This window comes from Bacillus sp. GZB (genome assembly GCF_001975995.1).
Lineage (GTDB): Bacteria > Bacillota > Bacilli > Bacillales > Bacillaceae > Bacillus > Bacillus velezensis.
The window spans coordinates 1-17,151 of sequence record NZ_MTQG01000023.1 but is presented as its reverse complement, the minus strand read 5'-3'; the positions used below and the strand labels follow the sequence as shown (position 1 = coordinate 17,151).

At 45.5% G+C, this 17,151-nt stretch carries 17 protein-coding genes, 1 tRNA gene, 2 rRNA genes, 1 other RNA gene and 1 other annotated feature; of the genes, 15 read left to right on the top strand and 6 right to left on the bottom strand.

Going from position 1 to position 17,151, the window contains the following annotated elements; genetic code table 11:
- Window positions 1-11 precede the first annotated feature (11 nt).
- Window positions 12-127 (top strand): 5S ribosomal RNA (rrf, locus tag BXO87_RS20290).
- 44 nt (window positions 128-171) lie between these two features.
- Here rrf and BXO87_RS20285 read toward each other — a convergent pair.
- Window positions 172-1,122 (bottom strand): YaaC family protein, encoded by a 951-nt coding sequence (locus tag BXO87_RS20285; protein ID WP_038460628.1) that lies wholly within the window; start codon window positions 1,120-1,122, stop codon window positions 172-174.
- Window positions 1,123-1,242: 120 nt separating this feature from the next.
- On the opposite strand from BXO87_RS20285, the gene guaB reads away from it, so the two are divergent.
- From guaB to serS, 5 genes are all read left to right on the top strand, one after another.
- Window positions 1,243-2,709: an IMP dehydrogenase gene (gene guaB / locus BXO87_RS20280; protein WP_007408741.1), complete on the top strand. Its 1,467-nt coding sequence runs from the start codon at window positions 1,243-1,245 to the stop codon at window positions 2,707-2,709.
- Window positions 2,710-2,861: 152 nt separating this feature from the next.
- Complete coding sequence (dacA, locus tag BXO87_RS20275; RefSeq protein ID WP_011996156.1) at window positions 2,862-4,193, top strand: D-alanyl-D-alanine carboxypeptidase; 1,332 nt, start codon at window positions 2,862-2,864, stop codon at window positions 4,191-4,193.
- Window positions 4,194-4,389: 196 nt separating this feature from the next.
- Entirely contained in the window at window positions 4,390-5,274 is an 885-nt protein-coding gene (pdxS, locus tag BXO87_RS20270; protein WP_003150714.1) for a pyridoxal 5'-phosphate synthase lyase subunit PdxS, read from the top strand.
- 21 nt (window positions 5,275-5,295) lie between these two features.
- Complete coding sequence (pdxT, locus tag BXO87_RS20265) at window positions 5,296-5,886, top strand: pyridoxal 5'-phosphate synthase glutaminase subunit PdxT (RefSeq protein ID WP_007615126.1); 591 nt, start codon at window positions 5,296-5,298, stop codon at window positions 5,884-5,886.
- A 52-nt stretch (window positions 5,887-5,938) separates the two neighbouring features.
- Window positions 5,939-6,151, top strand: a binding site (T-box leader).
- Between the two features lie 54 nt (window positions 6,152-6,205).
- Window positions 6,206-7,483, top strand: a complete 1,278-nt coding sequence (serS, locus tag BXO87_RS20260; protein WP_007408744.1) for a serine--tRNA ligase — start codon at window positions 6,206-6,208, stop codon at window positions 7,481-7,483.
- A gap of 10 nt (window positions 7,484-7,493) precedes the next feature.
- On the opposite strand, the gene BXO87_RS20255 is transcribed toward serS, so the two are convergent.
- Window positions 7,494-8,639: a glycerate kinase gene (locus BXO87_RS20255; RefSeq protein ID WP_038456642.1), complete on the bottom strand. Its 1,146-nt coding sequence runs from the start codon at window positions 8,637-8,639 to the stop codon at window positions 7,494-7,496.
- A gap of 216 nt (window positions 8,640-8,855) precedes the next feature.
- On the opposite strand from BXO87_RS20255, the gene BXO87_RS20250 reads away from it, so the two are divergent.
- Window positions 8,856-8,948 (top strand) — tRNA-Ser (locus tag BXO87_RS20250).
- 130 nt (window positions 8,949-9,078) lie between these two features.
- Here the strand turns inward: BXO87_RS20250 and dck are convergent.
- The 4 genes from dck to BXO87_RS20230 form a co-directional block, all read right to left on the bottom strand.
- Complete coding sequence (gene dck, locus BXO87_RS20245; protein ID WP_029974845.1) at window positions 9,079-9,732, bottom strand: deoxyadenosine/deoxycytidine kinase; 654 nt, start codon at window positions 9,730-9,732, stop codon at window positions 9,079-9,081.
- Complete coding sequence (gene dgk / locus BXO87_RS20240; RefSeq protein WP_038456645.1) at window positions 9,729-10,352, bottom strand: deoxyguanosine kinase; 624 nt, start codon at window positions 10,350-10,352, stop codon at window positions 9,729-9,731. The genes dck and dgk overlap by 4 nt, the downstream gene beginning before the upstream one ends.
- 95 nt (window positions 10,353-10,447) lie before the next feature.
- Window positions 10,448-11,737 (bottom strand): glycoside hydrolase family 18 protein, encoded by a 1,290-nt coding sequence (locus tag BXO87_RS20235; protein ID WP_193427913.1) that lies wholly within the window; start codon window positions 11,735-11,737, stop codon window positions 10,448-10,450.
- Between the two features lie 65 nt (window positions 11,738-11,802).
- Complete coding sequence (locus tag BXO87_RS20230) at window positions 11,803-12,354, bottom strand: cysteine hydrolase family protein (protein WP_014416712.1); 552 nt, start codon at window positions 12,352-12,354, stop codon at window positions 11,803-11,805.
- Between the two features lie 82 nt (window positions 12,355-12,436).
- Here BXO87_RS20230 and tadA point away from each other — a divergent pair, with 82 nt between their 5' ends.
- The 8 genes from tadA to BXO87_RS20190 form a co-directional block, all read left to right on the top strand.
- The gene (gene tadA, locus BXO87_RS20225; RefSeq protein WP_007615141.1) at window positions 12,437-12,919 is read left to right on the top strand and encodes a tRNA adenosine(34) deaminase TadA; all 483 of its coding nucleotides are present in this window, start codon (window positions 12,437-12,439) and stop codon (window positions 12,917-12,919) included.
- Window positions 12,920-13,003: 84 nt separating this feature from the next.
- An RNA gene (gene ffs, locus BXO87_RS20220) (signal recognition particle sRNA large type) lies at window positions 13,004-13,268 on the top strand.
- A 133-nt stretch (window positions 13,269-13,401) separates the two neighbouring features.
- Entirely contained in the window at window positions 13,402-15,093 is a 1,692-nt protein-coding gene (dnaX, locus tag BXO87_RS20215; protein WP_003150701.1) for a DNA polymerase III subunit gamma/tau, read from the top strand.
- 24 nt (window positions 15,094-15,117) lie between these two features.
- Window positions 15,118-15,441, top strand: coding sequence for a YbaB/EbfC family nucleoid-associated protein (locus BXO87_RS20210; RefSeq protein WP_029326155.1), 324 nt, complete (start codon window positions 15,118-15,120; stop codon window positions 15,439-15,441).
- Between the two features lie 14 nt (window positions 15,442-15,455).
- The gene (gene recR, locus BXO87_RS20205) at window positions 15,456-16,052 is read left to right on the top strand and encodes a recombination protein RecR (RefSeq protein ID WP_007615147.1); all 597 of its coding nucleotides are present in this window, start codon (window positions 15,456-15,458) and stop codon (window positions 16,050-16,052) included.
- Between the two features lie 18 nt (window positions 16,053-16,070).
- Window positions 16,071-16,295 carry a YaaL family protein gene (locus BXO87_RS20200; protein WP_007408755.1) on the top strand — a complete coding sequence of 75 codons (225 nt, stop codon included), beginning with the start codon at window positions 16,071-16,073 and terminating at the stop codon, window positions 16,293-16,295.
- Window positions 16,296-16,355: 60 nt separating this feature from the next.
- Window positions 16,356-16,619: a pro-sigmaK processing inhibitor BofA family protein gene (locus BXO87_RS20195; RefSeq protein WP_003150686.1), complete on the top strand. Its 264-nt coding sequence runs from the start codon at window positions 16,356-16,358 to the stop codon at window positions 16,617-16,619.
- A 249-nt stretch (window positions 16,620-16,868) separates the two neighbouring features.
- A 16S ribosomal RNA gene (locus BXO87_RS20190) occupies window positions 16,869-17,151 on the top strand; the annotation flags it as partial.

The window sequence follows — 17,151 nt, the reverse complement described above, 5'->3', positions numbered from 1 at the left end:
ACTCTCAATGGTTTGGTGGCGATAGCGAAGAGGTCACACCCGTTCCCATGCCGAACACGGAAGTTAAGCTCTTCAGCGCCGATGGTAGTCGGGGGTTTCCCCCTGTGAGAGTAGGACGCCGCCAAGCTATCATTACGGTAAAGGCAGCTCATAATGAGCTGCCTTTTTTGTTTATAAGTATTGCTTCAGGAAATTAGAAACGTAATACGGAAATTTGCGTTCCGTGACATCTAAGAACCGGCGGATCATCACATAATCATCACTGACATGCTGTGTCAGCAGTTCATACCACCACTCCGTTTCATATCTCGCAATCATCCCGATATTGTAGAGAACCAAATAATGAGTAATCATTTCCGGAAGATGCAGGAAGTGATCACGCTGAGAGGGAATGTAATATTGATTTTTCTCCAAGTGAAACAATAAATTTGGCGAAGACCAAGGTTCTCTGTCTATCGGGTCAGCCTCAAAAACCAAGTGGTTATGGTCTTTCCTCAGAAAAGACCACTTCAAATGTTGGCTGATATACTCAGCAAAGCGGGAATCAGACATATTGTAATGAATCACCGCATGCTCAGGCACTGAAATAAGGTCATCTTTCAGCTCTACTCGGGTCAGCCAATTCTTTTTCTCTTGGAAGTAAAAGACAGTATGCAATTCAGGTATGGCTGTCAGCAATTTCTTCATTGTGTACCGTTCTTCCTCAAGACCAGCTATCCCGAATAAGTGCTTCATTACATGAATACATAAGCCATTGCGCTGCACCTTCACTTCATCATCCCTAAAGGAGTAATTTTGCTTTTTGCGTTTCCGGGCAGTCACGCCATGCGCGAGTACTGAGGCGTGGCTTGGATAGCTTGGATCTGTGGTCAGAAGGCAGGCTTTCAGCAATTGTGACATCCCGTAAAACAACAGAATAGGCTTAATTTCTAAAGGGGAAAGAGATGCCTGTTTATAGAAGGACTCGGCGTGTTTGACAAAGAATATGAAGCGCTCACTGTTCTTAAACGCATATCGTTTTGGTTCTTCCATGCCGCTTTCTGTATAGACTTTATTTAGAAATTTCTGGGAAGATTCTACGGAATAAAATAATGATAACTCTTTCCACTCATGATCTCTCATATGTATTTTTAAACCCTTTCCTTTATCTAAATATTTCAACTCTTTTTCGCTTCCTTGACATGCTGTTTTCTAGTTGATAATCTACATATAATATTTTGCCGAAAAGAGGGGGATTTACTAATGTGGGAAAGTAAATTTTCAAAAGAAGGCTTAACGTTCGATGATGTACTGCTCGTACCGGCTCAATCAGACGTACTTCCGCGTGATGTGGATTTATCTGTTGAACTGACAAAGACGTTAAAGCTTAATATTCCTGTCATCAGTGCGGGAATGGATACAGTAACAGAATCAGCTATGGCGATTGCGATGGCCAGACAGGGCGGCTTGGGCATTATCCATAAAAACATGTCCATCGAACAGCAGGCTGAACATGTTGACAAAGTCAAACGTTCTGAACGGGGCGTTATTACAAATCCCTTCTTTTTAACACCTGATCATCAAGTATTCGATGCGGAGCATTTGATGGGGAAATACAGAATTTCCGGTGTTCCGATCGTAGATAATAAAGACGATCAAAAGCTTGTCGGTATCATTACAAACCGTGATCTTCGCTTTATCTCTGATTATTCAATGAAAATCAGTGATGTCATGACAAAAGAAGAGCTGGTTACGGCTTCTGTGGGAACCACATTAGACGAAGCAGAAAAAATCTTACAGAAACATAAAATTGAAAAACTCCCGTTAGTGGATGACCAAAACAAATTAAAGGGTCTTATTACGATCAAAGATATTGAAAAGGTTATCGAATTCCCGAATTCATCTAAAGATGAACACGGACGCCTTATTGTCGGCGCTGCGGTAGGCGTGACAGGCGATACAATGACACGCGTCAGCAAGCTTGTTGAAGCGAATGTCGACGTTATCGTGGTTGATACGGCTCACGGACATTCCAGAGGCGTACTGAACACAGTTGCGAAAATCCGTGAAACATATCCTGAACTGAACATTATCGCAGGAAATGTTGCAACGGCTGAAGCGACAAAAGCTCTGATTGAAGCCGGAGCAAATATTGTCAAAGTGGGAATCGGACCTGGTTCTATCTGTACGACACGTGTCGTTGCAGGTGTAGGCGTACCGCAGATCACTGCCATTTATGATTGTGCCACTGAAGCGAGAAAACACGGCGCGACAATTATCGCAGACGGCGGTATTAAATTCTCCGGAGATATTACGAAAGCGTTGGCTTCAGGCGGACATGCCGTAATGCTCGGAAGCCTGCTTGCCGGTACTTCAGAAAGCCCGGGAGAGACTGAAATCTATCAAGGCAGAAGATTTAAAGTGTATCGCGGTATGGGTTCTGTCGCTGCCATGGAAAAAGGCAGTAAAGACCGATATTTCCAAGAAGAAAATAAGAAATTCGTCCCTGAAGGTATCGAAGGACGGACTCCGTACAAAGGTCCTGTAGAAGAAACAGTGTATCAGCTTGTCGGCGGTCTTCGTTCAGGTATGGGATATTGCGGTTCAAAAGACTTGCGCGCTTTAAGAGAAGAGGCTCAATTCATCCGTATGACAGGTGCCGGACTTCGCGAAAGTCATCCGCATGATGTCCAAATTACGAAAGAATCACCAAACTATACAATCTCATAATTGTTACAAATAAAAAACATTTGACAGGGTCGCTGACTCTGTCTATTTTTTTTATATCGAGTGTGATAAAATTTATACTGTTGTGTTTTGAATTTGAATATGTCCTTAACGGCTTAATTATAGATTTAAAATGAATGACGGAGGTCGTAAGATTGAACATCACGAAATGGAAACAGCTGTTGGTGTCATTAGTGGTACTGGCACTGGCCGCAACTTGCTTTGTTCCAATGTCTAAAGCGGAGGCAGCCGGCAATGACCCGATTGATGTCAACGCATCAGCTGCGATAATGATTGAGGCTTCATCGGGAAAAATTTTATACAGTAAAAATGCAGACAAAAGACTGCCGATTGCCAGTATGACAAAAATGATGACTGAATATCTGCTTCTGGAAGCCATTAAAGAAGGAAAAGTGAAATGGGATCAAACGTATACTCCTGATGATTATGTCTATGAAATTTCTCAAGACAACAGTTTATCAAACGTCCCCCTTCGAAAAGACGGCAAATACACGGTTAAAGAACTGTATCAGGCTATGGCGATTTACTCTGCCAACGGAGCCGCGATTGCAGTTGCCGAAATTCTTGCCGGAACTGAAACGAAATTTGTCGCTGAAATGAATGCGAAAGCCAAAGAATTAGGCATGACAAACTATGATTTTAAAAATGCCACAGGGCTTGTGAATGAAGACCTTCACGGCAAGCAGCCGCAAGGAGAAGGCGTTAAAGAAGAGAGTGAAGTTTCTGCTAAAGACATGGCGCTTCTTGCAGACCGCCTGATCACTGATTACCCGGAAGTTCTCAAAACAACAAGCATCGCTAAGACGAAATTCAGAGCCGGCACTGATGATGAAATGGACATGCCGAACTGGAACTTCATGTTAAAAGGTCTTGTTTCTGAATACCCTGGCGTTGACGGCTTAAAAACGGGTTCTACCGATTCTGCGGGATCTTGTTTTACAAGCACAGCACAGCGGAACGGAATGCGGGTCATCACCGTTGTACTAAACGCAAAAGGCAACCTGCATACCGGACGTTTTGATGAAACGAAAAAAATGCTCGATTACGCATTTAACAGCAATTTCTCAATGAAAGATCTTTACCCTGAAGGCTCTCAAGTAAAAGGGCACAAAACGATTGACGTTGAAAAAGGGAAAGACAAGCAAGTCGATATTGTTACTGACAAGGCGCTTTCTATTCCTGTGAAAAGCGGGGATGAAAAGAACTATAAAGCCGAAGTGACTTTAGATAAAAAAGAAATCACGGCTCCTGTGAAAAAGGGAACGAAAGTCGGAACGCTGACAGTTACATACAAAGGCAGTGACAAAGACTATGGTTTCCTCAAATCCAAAGAGTTCAGCGTGAATCTTGTAACGAAAAATGATGTTGATAAAGCAAACTGGTTTGTTCAGATGATGCGCGGCATCGGCGGATTCTTCTCCGGTATCTGGAACAGCGCCGTTGATACGGTAACAGGCTGGTTTTAAGAAATAAGAAAGAGCTCTGATGAAAGTTAGGGCTCTTTTGCTTAATATACTGAAAAAACCAAATTATTAGTAAAAAATGATATCTATCTTATTCATCTCGCTGTAAAATAAGAATACCCATATGAAATATTATATTTCTGGGATACAATAAGAGATAGAAATTATCTAACTATACATTGACTAGGGGGACCAAATAATGGCTCAAACAGGTACTGATCGTGTAAAACGCGGCATGGCGGAAATGCAAAAAGGCGGCGTCATCATGGACGTTGTAAATGCTGAACAAGCGAAGATTGCGGAAGAGGCGGGAGCTGTTGCCGTAATGGCGTTAGAACGCGTTCCGGCTGATATTCGCGCTGCCGGCGGTGTTGCCCGCATGGCTGATCCGACAATCGTTGAAGAAGTAATGAATGCTGTATCCATTCCCGTAATGGCAAAAGCGCGTATCGGACATATCGTTGAAGCGCGTGTCCTTGAAGCAATGGGAGTAGATTACATCGATGAAAGTGAAGTTCTGACTCCGGCTGACGAAGAATTTCATTTAAATAAAAATGAATATACAGTCCCGTTCGTATGCGGCTGCCGTGATCTCGGCGAAGCAACGCGCCGTATTGCTGAAGGAGCTTCCATGCTTCGTACAAAAGGCGAACCGGGAACAGGAAACATTGTGGAAGCTGTCCGCCATATGAGAAAAGTAAACGCGCAAGTGCGCAAAGTTGTTGCGATGAGCGATGATGAGCTGATGACTGAAGCTAAAAACCTCGGCGCTCCTTATGAACTGCTTCTTCAAATCAAGCGTGACGGCAAACTGCCTGTAGTGAACTTTGCTGCCGGCGGAGTAGCGACGCCTGCTGACGCGGCATTGATGATGCAGCTTGGCGCTGACGGCGTATTTGTCGGTTCAGGTATTTTCAAATCAGACAACCCTGCTAAATTCGCCAAAGCAATTGTTGAAGCAACGACTCATTACACAGACTACAAACTGATCGCTGAGCTTTCTAAAGAATTAGGCACAGCAATGAAAGGCATCGAAATCTCAAATCTATTGCCGGAACAGCGTATGCAAGAACGCGGCTGGTAAAACCATAGGAGAGCTGGAAGCATGTTAACAATTGGTGTACTTGGACTTCAAGGAGCAGTAAGAGAACATATTCGTTCAATTGAAGCATGTGGTTCAAAAGGTGTCGTCATTAAGCGTCCTGAGCAGCTGAATGACATCGACGGCTTAATCCTGCCGGGCGGGGAAAGCACGACGATGCGGCGTTTAATGGATACGTATCATTTTATGGAGCCGCTTCGCGAGTTTGCCGCCCAAGGCAAGCCGATGTTCGGCACATGCGCCGGTCTGATTATTTTAGCCAAAGAGATAGCAGGAACGGATAACGCTCATTTAGGGCTGTTGAACGTTGTCGTCGAGCGTAATTCCTTTGGCCGTCAGGTCGACAGCTTTGAAGCTGATCTGACGATTAAAGGCCTTGATGAGCCGTTTACGGGTGTATTTATTCGCGCGCCGCATATTTTAGAAGCAGGAGAAGATGTTGAAGTGCTTTGTGAGCATAACGGACGCATCGTGGCTGCAAAGCAGGGGAATTTCCTCGGCTGCTCGTTCCATCCTGAACTGACGGATGATCACCGGGTGACAGAGCTGTTTGTGAAGATGGCGGAAAAGCATAAGCAGGAAACAGCTGTATAAAACAGTTGAAAACCGCTGATACTTATAGTACATTATAAACACAAATAAAGATCGAAAAGCGTTGACAGGAAGCAGTAGGGAGCCCCTCTTTCAAAGAGAGCCGATGGGTGGTGCGAATCGGTGAAAGATGCTGTCCGAATCCATCCTTGAGCGAAATGCTGAAAACAAGTAGGCATTTACGGGAAAACCGTTATGTGTTAAAGCGGGAAGCAAGTGTGAGCTTGTTTTCAATCAGGGTGGCAACGCGAGAGCTCTCGTCCCTTCTAGGGGATGAGGGCTCTTTTTTATTTTCGATAAAAACAGATAGGAGTTGTTAGGCATGATTGATACGAAGGTGCTGAGAGCCAATTTTCAAGAGGTAAAAGCGAAGCTCATTCCAAAAGGTGAAGACTTATCTGACTTTGACAAGTTTGAAGAGCTGGACGAAAAGAGAAGAGAGCTTATCGGTAAAGTAGAAGAACTGAAGGGAAAACGCAATGAAGTGTCTCAGCAGGTCGCCGTTTTGAAACGGGAGAAAAAAGACGCTGATCATATTATTAAAGAGATGCGTGAAGTGGGCGAAGAAATTAAGAAGCTTGATGAAGAGCTTCGTACTGTCGAAACGACGCTCGAAACCATCCTTCTGTCTATTCCGAACATCCCGCACGATTCAGTGCCCGTCGGGGAAACGGAAGATGATAACATTGAAATTCGCAAGTGGGGAGAGGCGCCGGCATTTTCATATGAGCCGAAACCGCATTGGGATATCGCAGACCATTTAAACATTCTTGATTTCGAACGCGCTTCAAAAGTAACAGGCAGCCGGTTTGTGTTTTATAAAGGATTAGGCGCCCGCCTCGAACGCGCGCTCTACAACTTTATGCTGGATCTTCACGTTGATGAATATGATTACACAGAAGTCATCCCTCCTTATATGGTAAACCGTACGAGCATGACAGGTACGGGACAGCTTCCTAAATTTGAAGAGGATGCTTTTAAAATCAGAGAAGAGGATTATTTCTTAATTCCGACGGCGGAAGTGCCGATTACAAATATGCACCGCGATGAAATCTTATCCGGTGAGAACCTGCCGATCAATTATGCCGCATTCAGCGCCTGCTTCCGTTCAGAAGCGGGATCTGCCGGCCGTGATACACGCGGTTTGATCCGCCAGCATCAGTTCAACAAGGTTGAGCTTGTGAAATTCGTGAAGCCGGAAGATTCTTATGAGGAGCTTGAAAAACTGACAAATCAAGCCGAGCGGGTGCTTCAGCTGCTCGAACTGCCGTATCGTGTCATGAGCATGTGTACCGGTGATCTCGGCTTTACAGCCGCGAAAAAGTACGATATTGAGGTATGGATTCCAAGCCAAGACACATACCGTGAAATTTCTTCTTGCAGTAACTTTGAGGCCTTCCAGGCGAGACGCGCAAACATTCGATTCAGACGCGAAGCGAAAGGCAAGCCGGAGCATGTGCATACATTAAACGGTTCAGGTCTTGCAGTCGGCAGAACAGTAGCTGCCATCTTAGAAAACTACCAGCAGGAAGACGGAAGTGTCATCATTCCGAAAGTGCTTCGTCCTTATATGGGAAATAAAGAAGTCATCAAACCGTAAAAGGTGCGCCCTAGAGGCGCGCCTTTTTTGCTGCCCGGTATAGAGCGGCGGCATTCCGGGCTGTGCTTTCAAGGTTAAAACGGCCGGATGCTAAGGCGTCTTCAAGACTTACAGCGCCGGGCACGATAGAAAATACAGCTGTTATTCCTGCGCTGTAAACATGCTCGAAATTTTTGCCTAAGGAGCCCGCCAATGCGATAACGGGAATTTCTTGAGCAGATGCGCGTGCGGCGATCCCGGCGGGGGTTTTGCCGAATATCGTTTGTCCATCTATCTGCCCCTCTCCGGTAATGACAAGGTCAGCGCCTCTTATCTGATCTGAGAAGGACAGTGTATCTAATACAACATCAATCCCGCTTTGAAGTTCTGCCTGTAAGAAAGCGATCAGTCCGGCGCCCAGTCCCCCTGCGGCACCCGCGCCTTTTACGGTATCCGCTTCGATATCGTGCTGACGTCTCAATATGTCAGCGAAATGGCGTAAGTTGCGATCCAATACAACTTTAGTCTTCTCGGACGCCCCTTTTTGCGGGCCGAAGACATATGACGCGCCGTTTTCACCGGTCAGAGGATTTTCGACATCACATGCGGCACGGATACGGATATGTTTCAGGTCAGGGGAGAGACCGCTTATATCAATAGAAGCTAGGTTGTGCAGAGCGCCTCCGCCGTCAGGTATCTCCTGACCTTCCTCATTTAAGAAAAGCACACCGAGCGCGCTCGCCATTCCTGCTCCGCCGTCATTGGTTGCGCTCCCGCCAAGCCCGATGATGATCTCACCCGCCCCGCGGGAAGCTGCATCTGCTATCAGTTCACCCGTTCCTCTTGTCGTTGTGTTCAACGGATCTCTGAGATGGCGGGGAACGAGATGAAGCCCTGATGATTCCGCCATTTCAATGACTGCCGTGCGTCCGTCTCCCAGAAGTCCATATGCGGCGTTTACCGGCGCTCCCAGCGGACCGGTCACAGTTTTTTTGATGATGCTTCCGCCAGTGGCATCGGTCAAAGCCTGAACGGTTCCTTCTCCGCCGTCGGCCGCGGGTATCTTGATATATTCCGCGTCAGGGAAGACCGCTTTGAATCCTTTTTCTATGCTGTCAGCGGCTTCTTTTGATGTCATGCTTTCTTTGAAAGAATCGGGTGCAATGATGATTTTCATTATGTTCTCCACCTTTATGAGCAGGTTATCTGTTTGAATCTATTCTTGATTTTTACTGTGATTTCCTGCCCGTATGGCATACTGAGGTTGAATTGGACGCAAGACTTTTGTATGATAGTAAAGCTGACGGACAAGCGTTTAAGAAAAGAAATAAAAAATATGAAAAAGCGCTTGACTGAAATTTAGGTCATGTGGTATATTATTAAATGTCGATACGGAGGAATACCCAAGTCTGGCTGAAGGGATCGGTCTTGAAAACCGACAGGGGTGTCAAAGCCCGCGGGGGTTCGAATCCCTCTTCCTCCGCCATATTGATTTTAAACCTAATGAAACTCGAGCATATATTGGAGATTGTTTTGTCCGCTGCATGTGATGCAGCGGATTTTTTATATGCAAAAAAAGCGATTTTCTCTGTTCGGGGAAAATCGCTTTGCTATTTTTATTTATTTCTGTTTTCGTTGATCACGTGGCTGATTTTTTCGATCAAAGGTTCCAGTGACTGTTCATCAGCTTCAAGGTCATAATCTTCAATGCGTACTTTCAGCACAGGGCAGGCGTTAAAACCGCTGATCCAGTCTTCGTACCGTGTATACATCTCTTCCCAATAGGAGCGGTTTGTCTGCAGCTCCATCTCGCGGCCCCGCTTTTCAATCCGGTTTATAATGTTTTCAAGGTCGCCTTCTAAATAGATCAAAACATCAGGATGCGGGAAGTACGGCGTCATGACCATCGCCTCAAATAGGCTTGTGTATGTTGTGTAATCTGTCAGCGACATGGTTCCTTTATCGGCATGCATTTTTGCGAATATGCCTGTATCTTCATAAATCGAACGGTCCTGCACGAATCCGCCGCCTGATTCAAACATGTTTTTCTGCTCTTTGAACCGCTCAGCCAGAAAATAAATTTGCAAATGGAAGCTCCAGCGTTCAAAATCGTGATAAAACTTCTCTAAATAAGGATTTTCATCCACTTCCTCGAGTGAGGTAGAAAACCCGAGCCGTTTTGCTAAAGCTTTGGTCAAAGTCGATTTTCCGACTCCTACCGTTCCCGCTACTGTTATAATGGCGTTGTTTGGAATATGAATGTCTTTCATTTAATAAGCTCCTTTACCTGACGGGCAATTCTTTCATAGTCTGTCTTATTCAAAACAAAGTCTTCAGTATCACCGTCAATGGTCAGTACAGATATATCCGGATCTTCTTCCTGAAGCTGTCTGATGGCTGTGTCGTAATCTGCAATGAGACGTTCCAGATATTGATGTTCGATATTTTTCTCAAACGGGCGCCCGCGTTTTTCAATGCGTTGAAGCAATGTCGGCAGGCTTGCCTTTATGTATACAATAACATTCGGTTTCGGCAGGTCGTGAGTGAGCAGATGATAAATCTGCTTATATTTCTCAAGCTTTTGGCCGTGCAATGTACGCTCTGCGAAAATAACATTTTTATAAATATGATAATCGGACAAAACGGGCTGTCCTTGTTTTAAACAATCTCGGTCGGTGTCTTCAAGCTGTTTATACCTGTGACATAGAAAAAACATTTCAAGCTGGAAACTCCACTCCTCGATATTGTCATAAAACTTATCGAGATAAGGGTTGTCTTCCACAATCTCATTAATCATAGGAAAACCGAGCTCTTCAGAAAGCATCGTAGCGAGTGTCGTTTTTCCTGCCCCGATAGGACCTTCTACCGCGATAAAAGGGGCTCTGTTCATTGAAAATCCTCCTTAATTCTGCAAACATCCGTCAGCTGCCGGCCTTTATATTGTATCACAATCTCAGAAAAGCCCATGAAAAAAGACGCTTCCAATTAACGAAACGTCTCTTTTACAATATGAAATTGATCGTTGAGCAAAAGCCAGTTTTGCGGGAAAGAAAGGCCGAGTTTCCAATAGCTGATCCCTCTTAAATGCAGTTCTTTAATTAAATTGAATTTCGCTTGAATGGATCGTGCGTCTTCAAACCATACTTCATGCCGTCTCTGATTTTCAGCCGTGTAACGAAAGAATGGAGCCTGGGCGGTTTCGTCATATTGAATGTCAACTTTATGGCGTGCTGCCAGAGCGATTGCCTGCTGAGGACTGACGGCTTTCGCTGTCGTTCCCTGTTTGAAAGGCAGTGTCCAATCATAGCCGTACATATTCTGGCCCATGACGATTTTTGAAGAAGGCATTTCTGTCAGCGCATACTCAATGACATTCCTTACAGGGCCGATTGGTGATACGGCCTGAGCCGGGCCCCCGCTGTATCCCCACTCATATGTCATGATGACGACAAAATCGACGATTTCTCCATGTGCCCTATAGTCATGTGCTTCATACCATTTGCCGGCCTGGGTCGCGCTCGTTTTCGGAGCAAGCGCCGTTGAAATCTTCCAGCCTTCCCGATGGAAAATCGTCCTCGCTTCACGTAAAAAACGATTGTAGGCTTCTCTGTCCTGAGGACGTAAATATTCGAAATCAAAATGAATATCGCGAAAGCCGTGCTGCTTAGCCGTGGAGACGATTTCCTGAAAGAGTTTTGTTTTCACAGTATTATCATTCAAAATGAGCCGCCCGAGATCATCGCTGAATGCGTCATTTTCAAGGTTGGTGATGATCATCATCAGTGCGGTGTTGTGCCTGTCACTGATGCTTCTTAAATTGGTGAGAGGCGGTTCCTTTAAAGTCCCGTTCCGCTGCACTTGAAAACTGAATGCGCCGAGGTATGTTAAATAAGGAGAGGCCTCTCTTGCCGCCTGCTGCAGATTAGCACTAACGCTCGTTCCCCGCGGTTCTATATATGCGTTTGATTCGATGTCGGGCTTATTCGCCTGCTGCGGAATGTAAAGGCGGGTTCCGACTCTCAATGTGGTGCCGGGCTGAATTCCGTTCACCCTCGCAAGCTCCGCGGCCGATATATGAAAACGGCCGGCGATTGCCGCGAGAGTATCACCTTGTTTCACTTCGTAATATTGACCCTCAATCGGGATGACAAGGGTTTGTCCGACAACCAATGTATTCGGATCAGGCAGTTTATTTGCTTCCGCAATGACATTTGCGGCTGTCCGGTAGCGTGCCGCAATAGCGGAAAGTGTGTCGCCCCGTTTCACTACATAGATCTGAATGAAAAACGCCTCCTTTCATATCCGCTATTAAATGTATGAAAAAAGGAGGCTGATCATGTTTATTTTTCGGCGGTAATTTGTTTTTCCGTGGTTATTTCTGCGAAGAGAACATTCTCCATCATGGTCAAAGCGAAATCATTGTCTTCGTCGTTATTGGAAGCGGTGCAGTCTTTCGGAATGGTGATGCTGTATTCTCTCATATAGGCGTCGTTGGCCGTGAACAGCACACAAATGTTCCCGGCAATCCCCGTGATGATTAATCGGTTCACCTGTAATTCGGTCAGAAGGGTGTGAAGCGCCGTTTCGTAAAAAGCGGAATGCTTCGGTTTAATGAGAAAATAATCATCCGGCTGAGGCGAAATATCTTTTATAATGGGGGCGCTTCTGTCATTGCTGCATTCCTCCCTGATGGCATCAATATCAGCCTTCCAGAGCCCGTAATGATCATTAATATAAATAATCGGCCAGTTGCTTTGTTTTGCATGCTTCTTTAATGATAAAATACGGGGGACAATTTGTTTGGTTTTTTCAGCAAGACGTTCGCCCATATCAAATTGAAAATTGTTGATCATATCGACAATCAGAAGGGCTGTGTTGTTAGGTTCAGACAATACCGGCAACTCCTTTCTGCTGGGGTATTCCTATTTTAACCTTTATGAGACATGAAAAAACTTAAGAAGAGAGCTTGAACCGATGAATGATGAATATTATATGAGAGAAGCCATAAAAGAAGCGAAGAAAGCCGAAGCGAAAGGTGAAGTGCCGATCGGAGCAGTTCTTGTTCTGCATGATGAGATCGTGGCGCGGGCGCATAATCTGCGGGAGACTGAACAGAGGTCGCTTGCCCATGCCGAAATGCTGGCGATAGACGAAGCGTGCCGTAAGCTGGGGACATGGAGACTTGAGGATGCCGTTCTTTATGTCACTTTGGAGCCGTGCCCGATGTGCGCGGGAGCCGTCGTGCTTTCGAGAGTCGATAAGGTCGTATTCGGCGCATTTGATCCCAAGGGGGGCTGTACAGGAACGCTGATGAACCTCTTGCAGGAAGAGCGGTTCAACCACCAAGCGGAAGTGGTGAGCGGCGTGCTCGGAGAAGAGTGCGGAGAAATGCTCAGCGCTTTTTTCAGAAAGCTGCGCCGGCAAAAGAAAGACATGAGGAAAAAGTTGTCTGAGTAGTACGGTTGCATTTTCTGCCTGAAGCAGATATACTTATGTGTGCATCATGAATGGTGCGCATATAAAAATTTGATATTTATTTTGCCGTGCTAAGCGGGGAGGTAGCGGTGCCCTGTACCCGCAATCCGCTCTAGCGGGGCCGAATCCCTTCTCGAGGTTCGTTTACTGTAAGGTCTGCCTTAAGTAAGTGGCGTTGACGTCTGGGTCCTGCGCAATGGGAATTCATGAACCATGTCAGGTCCGGAAGGAAGCAGCATTAAGTGAAACCTCTCATGTGCCGCAGGGTTGCCTGGGCTGAGCTAACTGCTTAAGTAACGCTTAGGGTAGCGAATCGACAGAAGGTGCACGGTAAATCAATCATCAAATTTCAGACTCACCTGTTTATGGCAGGTGAGTTTTTTCGTATATGAAAAACGGGTTTTGGCGTTAAAAGCACGTTCATGTATAATAAACATGATGAATAACAGAGGAGGGCGCATCCTGTGGGTTACCAAGCTTTATATCGAGTATTTAGGCCTCAGCAGTTTGAAGATGTGGTCGGACAGGAACACATTACGAAAACGCTGCAAAATGCCCTTTTGCAAAAGAAATTTTCTCATGCATATCTGTTTTCTGGACCGCGGGGAACGGGAAAAACCAGTGCAGCTAAAATATTTGCGAAAGCAGTCAACTGTGAGCACGCCCCCGTAGAAGAACCGTGCAATGAATGTGCGGCGTGCAAGGGGATTACAAACGGCTCTATATCAGATGTGATTGAAATAGATGCGGCGTCGAATAACGGCGTAGACGAAATCCGCGATATCCGTGACAAAGTAAAATTCGCCCCGTCGGCCGTCACCTACAAAGTATATATTATAGATGAGGTGCATATGCTCTCTATCGGCGCATTCAATGCGCTTCTGAAAACGCTGGAAGAACCGCCGGCACATTGCATTTTCATATTAGCTACGACCGAGCCTCATAAGATTCCTTTAACCATTATCTCCAGATGTCAGCGTTTTGACTTCAAACGGATTACATCCAAAGCAATTGTCGGACGAATGAAGACAATCGTCGATGCAGAGCAGCTGAAGGTGGAAGAAGGAGCCCTTGATATCATAGCGAGTGCTGCGGACGGAGGAATGAGGGACGCACTGAGCCTGCTCGATCAAGCCGTATCATTCAGCGGTGAGGAGCTGTCGGTGGATGACGCATTGCTCATTACCGGAGCCGTTTCTCAGCACTATATTGGGAAACTGGCATCTGCTCTTCACCGCAAACAGGTTTCCGAGGCATTGGAAACACTGAATGAATTGCTCCAGCAGGGGAAAGATGCGGCCAAACTGATTGAAGATATGATTTTCTATTTCAGGGATATGCTCTTGTACCAGGCCGCTCCCGGTTTAGAAGGAGTCCTGGAGAAGGTGAAGGTCGATGAAACGTTTCGGAATCTGAGTGGTGACATACCGGCCCCCGCTTTATATGAGATGATTGATATCCTGAATAAAAGCCATCAGGAAATGAAGTGGACGAACCACCCAAGAATCTTTTTTGAAGTGGCTGTCGTGAAAATATGCCAGACGGCACAGCAATCCGCCGGAGATATCCCTGAGGTCGGCATGCTGATGAATAAGATTCAGCAGCTTGAGCAGGAAGTAGAAAGGCTGAAAACCTCCGGTGTGAAGGTTCAGATGGAAAGCGCTCCGAAAGAAGCTCCGCGTCCTCAAAAAGGCGGAAAAAGCCACTACAAAGCTCCGGTCGGAAGAATTCATGAGATATTGAAGGAAGCCACAAGACCTGATCTTGAACAGCTTAAAAGCAGCTGGGGCAAGCTGCTGGCACACCTGAAACAGCAGAATAAGGTATCTCATGCGGCTCTTTTGAATGACAGTGAACCGGTGGCTGCTGCTCAAAAGGCATTTGTGCTTAAATTCAAATACGAAATCCATTGTAAAATGGTTGCCGAAGACAATAACGGAGTCCGTACAAATCTTGAACAGATTCTCGAATCAATGCTCGGGAAAAGAATGGATTTGATTGGCGTTCCGGAAGCACAATGGGGTAAAATAAGAGAAGAATTTTTAAATGATCACCAGCAGGAAAGTGAAGGATCAAACGAACCGGCTGAAGAAGATCCGCTGATTGCAGAGGCGAAAAAACTTGTCGGAGCGGATTTAATCGAAATAAAAGACTAATAAGATGAAAGAGAGTGATTGAATATGCGTGGCGGAATGGGAAACATGCAAAAAATGATGAAACAAATGCAAAAAATGCAAAAGGATATGGCGAAGGCTCAGGAGGAGCTTGCTGAAAAAGTGCTTGAAGGCACAGCGGGCGGCGGAATGGTGACTGTAAAAGTCAACGGCCAAAAAGAAGTTGTAGACGTTGCCATTAAAGAAGAAGTCGTTGATCCGGAAGATATCGAAATGCTTCAGGACCTGATTCTTGCCGCAACAAACGACGCCCTCAAAAAAGTGGATGACATGACGAATGAGACAATGGGACAATTTACAAAAGGAATGAACATACCGGGTTTATTCTAGGGGGATAAATAAACATGCAGTATCCTGAACCAATATCAAAGCTGATTGACAGCTTTATGAAATTGCCAGGGATCGGACCGAAAACAGCGGTTCGTCTGGCTTTTTTTGTTCTAGGTATGAAAGAAGACGTGGTATTAGATTTCGCGAAAGCATTAGTAAATGCGAAGCGCAACCTGACATATTGTTCGATTTGCGGACATATTACAGATCAGGACCCTTGTTATATATGTGAGGACACAAGAAGGGATAAGTCTGTTATTTGTGTCGTGCAGGACCCTAAGGATGTGATCGCAATGGAGAAAATGAAGGAATATAACGGCCAGTATCATGTTCTTCACGGCGCGATTTCACCAATGGACGGCATCGGTCCGGAGGATATTAAGATTCCGGAGCTGCTGAAACGTCTTCAGGATGATCAAGTGACAGAAGTTATTCTCGCAACCAACCCTAATATTGAAGGGGAAGCAACAGCGATGTATATATCAAGGCTGTTAAAGCCCTCAGGCATCAAGCTCTCCCGTATTGCCCACGGTCTGCCCGTCGGCGGTGATTTGGAATATGCTGATGAGGTCACTCTTTCAAAAGCTCTTGAAGGAAGACGTGAATTGTAAGGGAGGAAAAGGCAAGGCATGGGTTTTCTTCGCAGAAATACATTAAGAAAAGAGTTTGACGAGAAGCTGATAGAACAGCTCTTTAAACAAAAAGAAGAATGGAACAGGCAGAAGAGTCTGGTCGAGAAAAGTCTCGAGCCCTCCGCTGAGGTGTTGTTTGAGCTGAAAGTCGCTGAATCTAAATACTTTTTCTATTTAAAAGAAGCGAAGCAGCGGAATTTGAAAATGAGCAGATGGAAGTAAAAGGTCTATTCTCCGGGGTCTTCTCATAAGCTTGTACTAAACAAGCGAGGGGGAAGATTCATGGAGCCTTTTTTCATTATCGGTTTGATTGTCGGTCTGGTTGCTTTGCTTTTTTTATGGGGAGTATCTTCAAAACCTTTAAGATGGATTGGTGTGACTGCGATTAAGTTTATTGCCGGCGCGATTTTGCTGGTGGGTGTGAACTTGTTCGGAGGCAGTCTCGGTATTCATATCCCTGTTAACCTGATTACAACGGGCATCAGCGGGATTCTGGGGATTCCCGGCATCGCGGCTTTGATAGTCATTAAACGCTTCATCATTTAATTTGTCGATTATTGTTGACATGTTAGATCAAGGGTGGTATTCTAATATACGTCGCTGATGACGAAACGAATTTTTGAAAAAGAAATTCAAAAAAGTTATTGACGACATTGAAGATGATATGTTACAATAATTAAGTCGCTTCAGGAGCGACGGACAAAGTTCTTTGAAAACTAAACAAGACAAAACGTACCTGTTAATTCAAAGTTTTAAATAAATCGCACAGCGATGTGCGTAGTCAGTCAAACTACTTTATCGGAGAGTTTGATCCTGGCTCAGGACGAACGCTGGCGGCGTGCCTAATACATGCAAGTCGAGCGGACAGATGGGAGCTTGCTCCCTGATGTTAGCGGCGGACGGGTGAGTAACACGTGGGTAACCTGCCTGTAAGACTGGGATAACTCCGGGAAACCGGGGCTAATACCGGATGGTTGTTTGAACCGCATGGTTCAGACATAAAAGGTGGCTTCGGCTACCACTTACAGATGGACCCGCGGCGCATTAGCTAGTTGGTGAGGTAACGGCTCACCAAGGC

Bases quoted from the DNA above. Each gene is read 5' to 3' on its own strand.
- BXO87_RS20285 (WP_038460628.1), bottom strand. From the start codon at position 1,122: ATGAGAGATCATGAGTGGAAAGAGTTATCATTATTTTATTCCGTAGAA.
- guaB (WP_007408741.1), top strand. From the start codon at position 1,243: ATGTGGGAAAGTAAATTTTCAAAAGAAGGCTTAACGTTCGATGATGTA.
- pdxS (WP_003150714.1), top strand. From the start codon at position 4,390: ATGGCTCAAACAGGTACTGATCGTGTAAAACGCGGCATGGCGGAAATG.
- pdxT (WP_007615126.1), top strand. From the start codon at position 5,296: ATGTTAACAATTGGTGTACTTGGACTTCAAGGAGCAGTAAGAGAACAT.
- serS (WP_007408744.1), top strand. From the start codon at position 6,206: ATGATTGATACGAAGGTGCTGAGAGCCAATTTTCAAGAGGTAAAAGCG.
- BXO87_RS20255 (WP_038456642.1), bottom strand. From the start codon at position 8,639: ATGAAAATCATCATTGCACCCGATTCTTTCAAAGAAAGCATGACATCA.
- dck (WP_029974845.1), bottom strand. From the start codon at position 9,732: ATGAAAGACATTCATATTCCAAACAACGCCATTATAACAGTAGCGGGA.
- dgk (WP_038456645.1), bottom strand. From the start codon at position 10,352: ATGAACAGAGCCCCTTTTATCGCGGTAGAAGGTCCTATCGGGGCAGGA.
- tadA (WP_007615141.1), top strand. From the start codon at position 12,437: ATGAATGATGAATATTATATGAGAGAAGCCATAAAAGAAGCGAAGAAA.
- BXO87_RS20210 (WP_029326155.1), top strand. From the start codon at position 15,118: ATGCGTGGCGGAATGGGAAACATGCAAAAAATGATGAAACAAATGCAA.
- recR (WP_007615147.1), top strand. From the start codon at position 15,456: ATGCAGTATCCTGAACCAATATCAAAGCTGATTGACAGCTTTATGAAA.
- BXO87_RS20200 (WP_007408755.1), top strand. From the start codon at position 16,071: ATGGGTTTTCTTCGCAGAAATACATTAAGAAAAGAGTTTGACGAGAAG.
- BXO87_RS20195 (WP_003150686.1), top strand. From the start codon at position 16,356: ATGGAGCCTTTTTTCATTATCGGTTTGATTGTCGGTCTGGTTGCTTTG.